The sequence below is a fragment of the Erwinia sp. SLM-02 genome (genome assembly GCF_037450285.1).
In the GTDB taxonomy this organism is placed as follows: Bacteria; Pseudomonadota; Gammaproteobacteria; order Enterobacterales; family Enterobacteriaceae; genus Erwinia.
Window position 1 is genome coordinate 481658 of the sequence record NZ_JAQISN010000001.1, and the last position, 12404, is coordinate 494061.

Annotated in this window: 11 protein-coding genes, 6 tRNA genes and 2 other RNA genes; 15 read left to right on the forward strand and 4 right to left on the reverse strand. The window is 55.2% G+C overall.

The annotated features are described in order from the left end of the window. Positions 1-37 precede the first annotated feature (37 nt). The 11 genes from tolB (at position 38) to PGH32_RS02425 (ending at position 3791) form a co-directional block, all read left to right on the forward strand. Positions 38-1330, forward strand: coding sequence for a Tol-Pal system beta propeller repeat protein TolB (gene tolB, locus PGH32_RS02375; RefSeq protein WP_314418123.1), 1293 nt, complete (start codon positions 38-40; stop codon positions 1328-1330). A 42-nt stretch (positions 1331-1372) separates the two neighbouring features. Then, complete coding sequence (gene pal, locus PGH32_RS02380) at positions 1373-1888, forward strand: peptidoglycan-associated lipoprotein Pal (protein ID WP_123336515.1); 516 nt, start codon at positions 1373-1375, stop codon at positions 1886-1888. 9 nt (positions 1889-1897) lie between these two features. Next, positions 1898-2704, forward strand: a complete 807-nt coding sequence (gene cpoB, locus PGH32_RS02385) for a cell division protein CpoB (protein WP_337893083.1) — start codon at positions 1898-1900, stop codon at positions 2702-2704. 164 nt (positions 2705-2868) lie between these two features. Then, a tRNA-Lys gene (locus tag PGH32_RS02390) sits at positions 2869-2944 on the forward strand. Between the two features lie 30 nt (positions 2945-2974). Beyond that, positions 2975-3050 (forward strand) — tRNA-Lys (locus PGH32_RS02395). A gap of 72 nt (positions 3051-3122) precedes the next feature. After that, positions 3123-3198 (forward strand) — tRNA-Val (locus tag PGH32_RS02400). 4 nt (positions 3199-3202) lie between these two features. Further along, positions 3203-3278, forward strand: a tRNA-Lys gene (locus PGH32_RS02405). 14 nt (positions 3279-3292) lie between these two features. Continuing rightward, positions 3293-3406: non-coding RNA, RtT sRNA (locus PGH32_RS02410), on the forward strand. Between the two features lie 72 nt (positions 3407-3478). Continuing rightward, positions 3479-3554: transfer RNA gene (locus PGH32_RS02415), tRNA-Val, on the forward strand. A gap of 4 nt (positions 3555-3558) precedes the next feature. After that, positions 3559-3634 (forward strand) — tRNA-Lys (locus PGH32_RS02420). 32 nt (positions 3635-3666) lie between these two features. Beyond that, positions 3667-3791: non-coding RNA, RtT sRNA (locus PGH32_RS02425), on the forward strand. 65 nt (positions 3792-3856) lie between these two features. Here PGH32_RS02425 and PGH32_RS02430 read toward each other — a convergent pair. Beyond that, complete coding sequence (locus tag PGH32_RS02430; protein ID WP_337893084.1) at positions 3857-5308, reverse strand: AlkA N-terminal domain-containing protein; 1452 nt, start codon at positions 5306-5308, stop codon at positions 3857-3859. A 167-nt stretch (positions 5309-5475) separates the two neighbouring features. On the opposite strand from PGH32_RS02430, the gene PGH32_RS02435 reads away from it, so the two are divergent. The 3 genes from PGH32_RS02435 (at position 5476) to pnuC (ending at position 7933) form a co-directional block, all read left to right on the forward strand. Beyond that, positions 5476-5982 carry a methylated-DNA--[protein]-cysteine S-methyltransferase gene (locus PGH32_RS02435; protein WP_314427292.1) on the forward strand — a complete coding sequence of 169 codons (507 nt, stop codon included), beginning with the start codon at positions 5476-5478 and terminating at the stop codon, positions 5980-5982. Between the two features lie 159 nt (positions 5983-6141). Further along, positions 6142-7203, forward strand: a complete 1062-nt coding sequence (gene nadA / locus PGH32_RS02440; protein WP_314427294.1) for a quinolinate synthase NadA — start codon at positions 6142-6144, stop codon at positions 7201-7203. A gap of 28 nt (positions 7204-7231) precedes the next feature. Then, a complete protein-coding gene (gene pnuC / locus PGH32_RS02445) occupies positions 7232-7933 on the forward strand; it encodes a nicotinamide riboside transporter PnuC (RefSeq protein ID WP_337893085.1) in 702 nt (233 codons plus the stop codon). Positions 7934-7992: 59 nt separating this feature from the next. Here pnuC and zitB read toward each other — a convergent pair whose 3' ends face one another. Continuing rightward, positions 7993-8925: a CDF family zinc transporter ZitB gene (gene zitB, locus PGH32_RS02450; protein ID WP_337893086.1), complete on the reverse strand. Its 933-nt coding sequence runs from the start codon at positions 8923-8925 to the stop codon at positions 7993-7995. Between the two features lie 185 nt (positions 8926-9110). Continuing rightward, positions 9111-9437, reverse strand: a complete 327-nt coding sequence (locus PGH32_RS02455) for a YbgS-like family protein (protein ID WP_199735099.1) — start codon at positions 9435-9437, stop codon at positions 9111-9113. 286 nt (positions 9438-9723) lie between these two features. Here PGH32_RS02455 and aroG point away from each other — a divergent pair, with 286 nt between their 5' ends. Beyond that, positions 9724-10776, forward strand: coding sequence for a 3-deoxy-7-phosphoheptulonate synthase AroG (aroG, locus tag PGH32_RS02460; protein ID WP_337893087.1), 1053 nt, complete (start codon positions 9724-9726; stop codon positions 10774-10776). Positions 10777-11506: 730 nt separating this feature from the next. On the opposite strand, the gene gpmA is transcribed toward aroG, so the two are convergent. Beyond that, positions 11507-12259 carry a 2,3-diphosphoglycerate-dependent phosphoglycerate mutase gene (gpmA, locus tag PGH32_RS02465; protein WP_012441996.1) on the reverse strand — a complete coding sequence of 251 codons (753 nt, stop codon included), beginning with the start codon at positions 12257-12259 and terminating at the stop codon, positions 11507-11509. Positions 12260-12404: the final 145 nt, after the last annotated feature.

Below are 12404 nucleotides of genomic sequence, written 5' to 3' on the forward strand. Positions count from 1 at the left end.
TTTATCGTGGGCGTTATGCCCGGATAAGGGAGAAACAATGAAGCAGGCATTTCGTGTAGCGCTGAGTTTTTTACTGCTGTTTGTCGCCGTGGCGCATGCAGAAGTACGCATTGAAATTACTCAGGGTGTGAATTCCGCGCGTCCTATTGGCGTGGTACCGTTTAAGTGGGATGGCCCTGGCGCTGCCCCGGAAGATATTGGTGGCATCGTTGCTGCCGACCTGCGCAACAGCGGGAAATTCAACCCGCTGGACCGTTCACGTTTACCTCAGCAGCCCACCTCTGCCGCTGAAGTGCAGCCTGCTGCATGGACCGCGCTGGGTATTGATGCCGTAGTTGTGGGTCAGGTACAGCCTGGCGCAGACGGCAGCTATCTGGTGTCCTACCAGCTGGTCGATACCTCTGGCAACCCGGGTGCGGTGCTGGCGCAGAACCAGTTCAAAGTCACCAAGCAGTGGCTGCGCTATGCGGCGCATACCGCCAGTGACGAAAGCTTTGAGAAGCTGACCGGTATCAAAGGTGCTTTCCGTACCCGTATCGCCTACGTGGTGACCACCAACGGCGGTCAGTTCCCGTATGAACTACGCGTATCTGACTATGACGGCTACAACCAGTTCGTTGTGCACCGTTCACCGCAGCCGCTGATGTCACCGGCCTGGTCTCCGGACGGCAGCAAAGTGGCCTATGTGACCTTTGAGAGCGGTAAATCAGCGCTGGTAATCCAGACGCTGGCTAACGGCGCTATCCGTCAGGTGGCTTCGTTCCCTCGTCACAACGGCGCACCGGCCTTCTCCCCGGACGGCAGCAAGCTGGCCTTCGCGCTGTCTAAAACCGGCAGCCTGAACCTGTACGTGATGGATATTGGCTCCGGCCAGATTCGTCAGGTAACCGACGGCCGTTACAACAGCACCGAACCGACCTGGTTCCCGGACAGTCAGAGCATTGCCTATACGTCTGATCAGGCCGGACGCCCGCAAATTTATAAAGTCAGTGCAAGCGGCGGTACACCGCAGCGTATTACCTGGGAAGGTTCACAGAACCAGGATGCGGACGTCAGCGCTGACGGCAAATCAATGGTGATGATCAGCACCAACGGCGGCGCTCAACACGTCGCCCGACAAGATCTGGTAACGGGAGCCGTTCAACAATTAACGGACACGTTCCTGGATGAGACGCCAAGTCTCGCACCTAACGGCACAATGGTAATCTACAGCTCAACTCAGGGTATGGGTTCCGTATTGCAGTTGGTTTCGACGGATGGGCGTTTCAAAGCGCGTCTTCCGGCAACTGATGGACAGGTCAAGTTTCCTGCCTGGTCGCCGTATCTGTAATGCATATAAATATGTATGACAAACAATAATTAGGAATCAAAAATGCAACTGAACAAAGTGCTGAAAGGCTTAATGCTGGCACTGCCAGTAATCGCGGTAGCGGCTTGTAGCTCTCACAAGAACAACAACAACGACCAGACCAATGCAGGTCAGGACGGTTCTAACAGCGGCTACAACAACGGCGGCAACATGTCTTCTGACGAGCAGGCGCGTCTGCAGATGCAGCAGCTGCAGCAGAACAACATCGTTTACTTCGGTCTGGACAAATATGACATCCAGTCTGAATTCGCTCAGATGCTGGATGCGCACGCTAACTTCCTGCGTAGCAACCCGTCTTACAAAGTGACTGTAGAAGGCCACGCGGATGAGCGCGGTACTCCTGAATACAACATCGCACTGGGCGAGCGTCGTGCTAACGCAGTTAAGATGTACCTGCAGGGTAAAGGCGTTTCTGCTGACCAGATCTCTATCGTTTCTTACGGTAAAGAGAAGCCAGCTGTACTGGGCCACGACGAAGCAGCCTATGCTAAAAACCGTCGTGCCGTACTGGTTTACTAAGAGACTCACATGATTAGTAGCTTCAGAACTCAACTATTGAGTCTGTCGTTACTGATTGGCATAGCGGCCCCCTGGGCCGCTAATGCCCAGGCAACAATCAGTAGCGTTGGCTCAGGCTCGGTCGAAGACCGCGTCACTACCCTTGAGCGTATTTCTAATGCTCAGGCACAACTCCTCCAGCAGCTTCAGCAGCAGCTTTCCGATACGCAAAATGATATTGATTCTCTGCGCGGTCAGATCCAGGAAAACAGCTATCAGCTGAACCAGGTTGTTGAACGGCAGAAAGGTATCCTTCAGCAGATCGACAGTCTGAGCAGCGGCGGTGCGAATGCCGGTGCGCAGGCCAGCGGTGCGGGAGATGCAGCAGCCGGAGCGGCAGCGGCATCTGGCGCTACGGCAGGCGATACGGCGGCGGCACCAGCGGCCGCGCCGACGCAGAGCGGTGATGCGAATACCGACTACAATGCGGCGGTTGCGCTGGTACTGGAAAAGAAACAGTACGATCAGGCTATCGCAGCGTTTCAGGCCTTTGTAAAAAAGTATCCGGATTCAACCTATCAGCCTAATGCCAACTACTGGCTTGGGCAGTTGAATTATAACAAAGGCAAAAAAGACGACGCGGCCTATTATTTCGCCACCGTTGTTAAAAATTACCCTAAATCACCCAAAAGCGCCGACGCGCTGTTTAAGGTTGGGGTGATCATGCAGGAGAAGGGCGATAAAGCAAAAGCGAAAGCCGTTTACCAGCAGGTCATAAAACTTTATCCAAACAGTGAAGCAGCAAAGCAGGCGCAAAAGCGTTCAGCCGCTCTTTAACTGGTGCGATTTGACCAGAATACGCCTGAATTCTGGTCTTAACGCGTGAAAGCTAAGCAGTTGAACGTAATGTGTTGAAATAGTGGTTGCGCTGGAAATTCAAATCAGTAATATATGCCGCCGTTGCCGGGGGATATGTTAATAGCGTCCAGCAGCACAAAAGTGGGTCGTTAGCTCAGTTGGTAGAGCAGTTGACTTTTAATCAATTGGTCGCAGGTTCGAATCCTGCACGACCCACCACTTTAAAGCAGTAAAGATTTACCGAGCGTAGGGTCGTTAGCTCAGTTGGTAGAGCAGTTGACTTTTAATCAATTGGTCGCAGGTTCGAATCCTGCACGACCCACCATCATTTAGGGTAATACTTAAAGTGATGAGCGATGTAAGTCGCAGCGCAAGAGAAGTACAGCAGTTCTGATATGGGTGATTAGCTCAGTTGGTAGAGCATCTCCTTTACACGGAGGGGGTCGGCGGTTCGAGCCCGTCATCACCCACCATATCGGGTCGTTAGCTCAGTTGGTAGAGCAGTTGACTTTTAATCAATTGGTCGCAGGTTCGAATCCTGCACGACCCACCATCACTTAATGTGATGTACGGTGTAAACCGTGAAGGATGAGAACCGTAAAGGTTCGAGTCGAGCGAAAGCGAGACAACGTTGCGATTAGCGACGGCCCGAAGGGCGAAGTCATCCTGCACGACCCACCATCACTTAGGATAATACTTAAAGTGATGAGCGATGTAAGTCGCAGCGCAAGAGAAGTACAGCAGTTCTGATATGGGTGATTAGCTCAGTTGGTAGAGCATCTCCTTTACACGGAGGGGGTCGGCGGTTCGAGCCCGTCATCACCCACCATATCGGGTCGTTAGCTCAGTTGGTAGAGCAGTTGACTTTTAATCAATTGGTCGCAGGTTCGAATCCTGCACGACCCACCAGTGTTAAGAAGGCGCCCTAAAGGCGCCTTTTTGCTGTCTGCGATTCGGGCAGGGTTCGAACCTGCAGCAGGATCGGGTCGAACGCAGTGAGACAACGTTGCCCACGGCAACGGCCCGGAGGGCGAGGCGAAGCCGAGTCATCCTGCACGACCCACCAGTGTTAAGAAGGCGCCCTAAAGGCGCCTTTTTGCTGTCTGCGATTCGGGCAGGGTTCGAACCTGATTAGCCCAGGCTCTTCCAGATATGCATCACCGCGTAGCTCCGCCACGGACGCCAAGCCTGAGAGCGTTTCTCCGCCTCTTTTGCATCAATCCTCCCCAGGTTATTACGTACAACGATATCGCCCGCAGGAAACGCGTCAGGCCAGCGTAGCGCACGCATCGCCAGATACTGCGCGGTCCAGTCACCAATTCCCGGCAGTGACAGCAGCTGGGTGACCGTTTTGTCGGGCTGACTTATCGCATCCAACAGCAGTGTGCCCTGCGAGCAGGCTTCTGCCAGCGCCAGAATGCAGCGGGTACGGGCGCTGACGATCCCGAGGCTGGCAATATCATCGATACTGCACCGGGCAACCCTCTCCGCCAGCGGCGACAAATGAGTGAGCTGCGGCAACGGGCAGTCAAAGGGGTCGCCGAATGCAGTAGAAAAGCGCCCACCCAGCGTTGCCGCCGCTTTAACGGTAATCTGCTGGCCGAGGATCGCGCGCACGGCCATCTCGAACCCGTCGAACGCCCCGGGTACACGCAGGCCCGGATAAGTCTGTAAAGAAGGCTGCAGTAGCGGATCCTGCCCCAGATGCGCGGCTATCAAATCCGGCCGCGCGCTCAGATCGAACAGGTTTCTCAGGCGGCGGAGCAGGGCAGGCAGCACGGGAGTGAGGGAATGGCTGAACTCCACCTGCAGCATGTTCTTCGCCGCTTTCTGGCGAACCTGGATCCAACCGCAGTGTTGCCCCAGTCTGACCGTGCGGCTGTAGCTTTCCGTATCCACATATTCCACCCCCTGCAGGGCACGAACACGCAGAAAATCCAGCATCGCCTGCCAGTCATACGGCGGTCGATAACCGAGCTGAAGCACGGAAGTATCGCTGGTGTTCATCTCGCTTTCTTTTTCCGCCCCCTCTTTTCTCAGCCGGCTGGGCGGCATGCGGTACTGCGTGCTGAAGGCGTCATTAAAGCGCCGCAGGCTGGAGAAACCGCTGGCAAAGGCAATTTCCGTCACCGGCAGGCGAGTTTCGCTGAGCAGCTGTTTTGCCAGCAGCAGGCGTCGGGTCTGACGAAGCTCCTGAGGAGAGACCCCCAGCTCTTTCTGCACAATACGACGCAGCTGCCGCAGGCTGAGGTCGAAACGGGCTGCGATCTCTTCAAGGCTTTCCACCTGCTCAATAAGCCCTTCATCGATCTGCTGCATCAGACGCTCAGCCACCTGCTGGCCATGGTCAACCGGCGCGTTACCGGGCGCCAGCTCAGGACGGCAGCGCAGGCAGGGACGAAAGCCTGATTTTTCCGCCGCTTCAGCATTCGCAAAAAAGAGGCAGTTGGCTGCACGGGGGGCTTTCACCGGGCAGATCGGGCGGCAGTAAATCCCCGTCGACGTAACGCCAACAAAAAATACCCCATCAAAACGCGAATCGCGAGAAGTGAGGGCGAGGTAAGCTGAGTCCCGATCGATCATGAGCGGCTCCTGGTAGTCGGTGGTCGGGTCAGATTAGCGCGTGAGCTGGCACCTGACTGGCCATATTCGGACATCACACTATTTTATGCCGGTGTCCGAAAACGGCTAGTGCCACGGTGCAAAAAGCGGATAATCACTCGAGAACTGAGACAAGGAGGAAGCAACAAATGAATTACGACTTCAAAATGATGCAGTCGCCGGTTGGCGAGCTTAAGCTGGTCGCCTCTGAACGCGGTCTGGTTGCCGTACTGTGGGAAAATGACGATCCTAAACGCGTACGCTTTCTGCCGCAGGTTGAACAGCCCGATAACCCCATCCTGCTGGAAGCGGAACGCCAGCTGTGGGAATACTTTTCGGGCAAGCGGCGGAAATTTGACCTGCCCCTGGAGTTTGTGGGGACGGAGTTCCAGAAACAGGTCTGGGCGGCGCTGGTCAGCATCCCCTATGGCGAGACCCGTAGCTATGGCGACATCGCGCGTCAGATTGGTAATCCAACGGCGGTACGCGCGGTCGGCGCCGCTAACGGACGTAACCCGCTTTCTATCATTGCCCCCTGCCATCGGGTCATTGGCACCAATGGTAAACTGACCGGTTTTGCCGGCGGTCTGCAGACCAAAGCCTTTCTGCTGCGCATTGAGGGAGGCGGTCAGCTGTGGCCGGAAGAGGCGCTTTAACGATCGGCATCACATCCTGGGGTGAAAATGAAAAACTCAGCGACATTGCTCTATATTTCAGCTATCGTGTTTAGCATATAAAACAAACCAGCCGAAGAGTTGGCGCCGGACGCGGTTCCAGGGCCGTTTCGGTTAAGTTGAAAAAACGAGAGTTGCACTATGAGCCTGATGTTTAATCCCGAAGACGCCATCTATCCGTTTCCGCCTAAACCGGCAAAACTGTCCGACGATGAAAAGCAGTTTTACCGTGCGAAGATTAAACGCCTGCTCAAAGAGCGGGATGCGGTCATGGTTGCCCACTACTACACCGACCCGGAAATTCAGTCACTGGCAGAAGAAACCGGTGGGTGTATCTCAGACTCGCTGGAAATGGCGCGTTTCGGCAGCCAGCACCCGGCCTCCACGCTGCTGGTGGCCGGCGTGCGTTTTATGGGTGAAACCGCCAAAATCCTCAGTCCGGAAAAAACCATTCTGATGCCCACGCTGCAGGCCGAGTGCTCGCTGGATCTCGGCTGCCCCATCGACGAGTTCAGCCGGTTCTGCGACGCGCATCCGGACCGGACCGTGGTGGTTTATGCTAATACCTCCGCGGCGGTTAAGGCCCGTGCTGACTGGGTCGTCACCTCCAGCATTGCCGTTGAGCTGATCGAACATCTCGACAGCCTGGGAGAAAAAATCATCTGGGCACCCGACCGCCATCTGGGACAGTACGTGACGCGTAAAAGCGGGGCTGATGTGCTGTGCTGGCAGGGGGCCTGTATCGTTCACGACGAATTCAAAACTCAGGCGCTGCAGCAAATGAAGGCGCTCTACCCGGAAGCGGCCGTGCTGGTCCATCCCGAGTCGCCGCAGGCGATCGTCGACCTGGCCGATGCGGTGGGATCGACCAGCCAGCTGATTCAGGCCGCGCAGACCATGCCGCATAAAAAAATGATCGTCGCCACCGATCGCGGCATCTTTTACAAAATGCAGCAGGCCTGCCCGGATAAGGAGCTGCTGGAAGCACCAACGGCAGGCGAGGGCGCAACCTGCCGCAGCTGCGCGCACTGCCCGTGGATGGCGATGAACGGCCTTAAAGCGATTGCCGACGGACTGGAGCAGGGGGGCAGTGCCCACGAGATACACGTTGACGAGGCGCTGCGTCAGGGCGCATTGATCCCGCTGAATCGTATGCTAACCTTTGCTGCACAACTCAAACTTAAGGTTAAGGGTAACGCCTGAGCCGTGCTCTTCAGGATAAGGTGGCTATATGGATTTCTTCAGTACCTCAAATATTCTGGTTCATATTCCTCTCGGCAGCGGCGGTTACGATCTCTCGTGGATCGAGGCTATTGGTACCCTGGCCGGTCTGCTGTGCATCTGGCTGGCAAGCCTGGAAAAGATCGTCAACTACGCGTTTGGCCTGCTTAACGTTACGCTCTTCGCCGCGATCTTTTTCCAGATCCAACTGTATGCCAGCCTGCTGCTTCAGCTGTTTTTCTTCGTTGCCAATATTTACGGCTGGTATGCCTGGAGCCGCCAGACCAGTGATAATCAGCAGGTGCTGAGGATCCGCTGGATGCCGCTGCCTAAGGCGCTGATCTGTGCAGTGGTCTGCGTGGTGGCGATTGGGCTGATGACGGTGTACATCGACCCGGTCTTTGCCTTCCTGACGCGAACGTCGGTTTCGCTGATGCAGGGAATGGGACTGAACGTGGTGATGCCTGAGCTACAGCCGGATGCCTTCCCCTTCTGGGATTCGTGCATGATGGTGCTGTCGATTGCGGCGATGATCCTGATGACGCGGAAATACGTTGAGAACTGGCTGTTATGGGTGGTGATCAACATCATCAGCGTGATGATTTTTGCCCGACAGGGGGTTTATGCGATGGCGCTGGAATATGTCATCCTGACGGTAATCGCCCTGAACGGTTCGTGGCTGTGGATTAAAAGCGCGCGCCAGCGCGCTTAACCGTTACCACGGCGCGGCAGGCGGGCGATAAATACCGCCTGCCGCAGTGACAATAGCCACTAGTGATTATGGCCGTGCTGGCTGTGGTTTTCGCCCTGAATCCAGTGCTCATCACAATCATCGCTGTCGCAGCGCTGATACTCCATCTGAACGGTCGCATGCTCAATCTGATAGTCTTCATGCAGATAGCGATGAATACGCTGCAAAAGCGCGTCATGATCGCGGGGCGGTATCACCTGCACATGCAGCGTAATCACCGGTTTTTCCCCCACCTGCCAGAGATGAACATGATGCACATTACGCACTTCAGGAATGTTCAGCGTCAGCGATCGCTGTAGCTTGTCGACATCTATATGCTGCGGCGCACCTTCCAGCAGTTCATGGGTACTCTCTTTAATCAGCATCCAGCCGCTGCGCAGCACCAGCATTGAAACCAGGACCGAAAGGATAGGGTCAATCGGCGTCCAGCCGGTGAACATAACGATCACCGCCGCGGCGATAGCGCCAACCGAGCCCAGCAGATCCCCCAGCACATGCAAAGCCGCCGCACGCACATTGAGATTTTTTTCACTGCTGCCGCGATGCAGCAGCCAGAAAGAGAGGATGTTAGCCAGCAGGCCGCCAACGGCAATCACCAACATCATACCGCCCGCAATGGGCTGAGGATGGGTGAAGCGCTGAATCGCTTCCCAGACAATCAGCACGGTAATCACCAGCAGGGCAATAGCATTCACGAACGCGGCCAGCGTCGTTAAGCGCAGCAAACCAAATGAATGGCGTTTATTCGGGCGACGTTGGGCGAACTGAATGGCCATTAGCGCAACCAGCAGCGCGGCAGCATCGGTGAGCATGTGTCCGGCATCTGCCAGCAGCGCCAGTGAGCCTGAAAGAAGGCCGCCGACGACTTCAGCGACCATGTAGATTGCAGTAACCAGGAAGGCCGCCAACAGGCGGGATCGGTTTCCATCCGCAGCAGAATGACTGTGTGCCATAGGTATCCGGTTGAGTGAACAGACGTTTAATCCACTATATTAATGGATTCGGTGCAACATTTGTATTCTGCTGTCTGTACTCATCGTTCTGACGACAGGGTCATCAACGCGCTGCAGGCAGCCGCCGTGGGAAAGGGAACACCGGGGTCGATAACCGACCCCGGTATCACAGTGACAACATATTGTTACTGCGTGGTGCCATCCGTTTTATGGTTGGCATCGTCACCCACTTTTTTACTGATATCCGGGCATTTACCGTCTTTACACTGTGAATTTTTATGAACTTCTTCGGCATTCATATCCTGATGCGTAGCGCTGGAATCGCCGGTATTGATTTTACTGTTATCAACGTTGTTAGGCTGAAGATTCTGTTTCGCATCCGGTGCTTTAGCCCCGGCATCTGCGGCTGCGTTAGCTGCACCGTTGTTGCTGCTGGTATCTGCGGCCATTGCCGTTGCACTACCCAGGGACATTGCTGCTGTGAGGAAGATAATGGCGAACTTATTCATCATTGTGCTCCATTGAGTTCTGAGTATTAACCAAACCTGCTAAACGGTTTGAAAAGAAATTATCCTGTTGAGAAATAAAGCTCCATAAAGATAACTACTGGCAATCATTAATGGTGCCAATTCCATTTTTCCAGATATTTACATTTAAAATTGTAGTAAAGCGAAGTAGAAAATCAAATTTACCCGCAAAATCTTCAGGGAAAGGCGATTTACAGCGCCGGAGACTCACGATAGATTGGAGCAGATGCGCCTGGTGTGCACTTCGGCAATGAATTAACCTGGAACTATTATGAATTATCAGAACGATGACTTAAGAATCAAAGAGATAAAAGAATTATTACCTCCTGTTGCTCTGTTTGAAAAATTCCCTGCCACGGATAAGGCTGCTGACACAGTATTCCGCGCCCGCCAGGCCATTCATCAGATCCTGCAGCAGCAGGACGATCGCCTGCTGGTGGTGATCGGTCCGTGTTCTATTCACGATGTCACCGCGGCAAAAGAGTATGCCGGACGCCTGCTCAAGCTGCGTGAAGAGCTTAGCGATTCGCTGGAAGTGGTGATGCGCGTCTATTTTGAAAAGCCGCGTACCACGGTCGGCTGGAAGGGGCTGATTAACGATCCCCATATGGACGGCAGCTACCAGATCAACGATGGACTGCGTATTGCACGTAAGCTGCTGGTGGATATCAACGACAGCGGCCTGCCCGCAGCCGGTGAGTTTCTCGATATGATCACCCCGCAGTACGTTGGCGATCTGATGAGCTGGGGTGCCATTGGCGCGCGTACCACGGAGTCTCAGGTACACCGTGAGCTTTCTTCCGGCCTTTCCTGCCCGGTTGGTTTCAAAAACGGTACAGACGGCACGATTAAAGTCGCCATTGATGCGATTGGTGCCGCCGGTGCGCCGCACTGTTTCCTGTCGGTGACCAAGCACGGTCATTCCGCGATTGTGGAAACCAGCGGCAATCAGGATTGCCACATTATTTTGCGCGGCGGCAAAGAGCCAAACTACAGCGCACATCACGTCAGTGCGGTGAAGAGCGGTCTTGAGAAAGCCGGCCTGCCGGCGCAGGTGATGGTTGATTTCAGCCATGCGAACAGCAGCAAGCAGTTTAAAAAGCAGCTGGATGTTTCAACGGATGTGGCGGAGCAGATTGCTTCGGGCGAGCGGGCGATCATGGGTGTGATGATTGAGAGCCATCTGGTTGAGGGTAACCAGAGCCTGGAGAGCGGTGAACCGCTGGTTTACGGTAAAAGCGTGACCGACGGCTGCATTGGCTGGGAAGATACTGAAACCGTGCTGCGCCAGCTGGCGACGGCGGTGAAAGCGCGCCGCGGGTAATGTCCGATTAGCGGTGGGCGGTGGTGCCTGAGCAGGTTTGCATTTGCTACTGCAACAGGCCTGAACTAACGATATCACCAGTTGGCTCTGAAGTTGCGACCCATAGTGCCTGAGCAGACGGGTCGCTGCCCGCTTCGGCGGTCCTCGCGCCGCTTTGCGGTACCCTCACTCCGTTCGTCAGCCTCGCGGACCAGCACAGACGGGGCGTCCTGCCCCGGCTGTGCTTTTCGGCCGCGTCCATGCGGCCAAATCCTGGCTTCCTTTCTCCGCTCAGCGCTGTGGATTGCCCGTCGGGGCAGCAACCCGTCCGCGCTGTGACTCTGGAGTTTTCTTCAGGTCGGATAACATTTTAAATGGCTTCCCTGGCAGCGATAACAATGCTCTGAAGGTGCACAGCCTCTGCCGGGGATCCCGGGCAATCCGCAGCGCTGAGGCGGAAGCAGCTGGCCAGGAGACACCGACAGGACGTCGGTGTCAGGCGAAGTCGGGTCAGGGATGACACGTCTTCGGCGGTCCGACCGGCCGGATGCTGAAAGCGAAGGCATCACGCAGCGCGTGGCGCGAGGACCGGCCGGAAGCCCCGGCAGAGGCTGGGAATCCTACACGGTTTCATCAGCGACAGAATCGCCGTCCCGACCCGGCCCTGTCCCCAAATCGCAGGCAAAAAAAACCGCCATCTCAACGACGGCGGCTTAATTAACTTAGCGAATCTCTACCTCTCGGCAGAAAATTACTTCGCTTTACCCTGGTTTGCTACGGCCGCTGCTTTCGCTGCGATCTCGTCAGCATCACCCAGATAGTAGTGCTTAATCGGCTTGAAGTTTTCATCGAACTCATACACCAACGGCACGCCGGTTGGGATGTTCAGTTCCAGAATCTCTTCTTCGCTCATGTTGTCCAGGTATTTCACCAGCGCGCGCAGGGAGTTACCGTGAGCAGCAATGATCACTTTCTCGCCGCTTTTCATGCGTGGCAGAATAGATTCGTTCCAGTAAGGCAGAACGCGATCGATAGTCAGCGCCAGGCTCTCGGTGGTTGGCAGCTGCTCTGCGGTCAGTGACGCATAGCGCGGGTCGTGGCCAGGGAAACGCTCATCGGCACGATCCAGTTCCGGTGGAGTCACCGCAAAACCACGACGCCACTGCTTAACCTGCTCGTCACCGTATTTGTTCGCGGTTTCCGCTTTATCCAGGCCCTGCAGCGCACCGTAGTGACGCTCGTTCAGACGCCATGATTTCTCAACCGGCAGCCAAACCTGATCCACTTCGTCCAGAATGTTCCACAGCGTGTGGATGGCACGTTTCAGCACGGAGGTGTAAGCAAAATCGAAGGTGAAGCCTTCTTTTTTCAGCAGTTGACCCGCTGCTTTAGCTTCGGTGCGGCCTTTATCAGACAGATCAACGTCGTACCAACCGGTAAAGCGGTTTTCGTTGTTCCACTGGCTTTCGCCGTGACGCACCAGAACCAGCTTAGTTACAGCCATAGCTTAACTCCTTAATAACTTTACGTTTCTATGATAATGGGAATCGGTAAACTGCCGGAGCCTGCGCGCGACAATTTTAATGTGCATTACCATAGCTGAAATCTGCGCAGCGCGTAAGCCCGTCTCGCATGCGTTGCGCGATTTT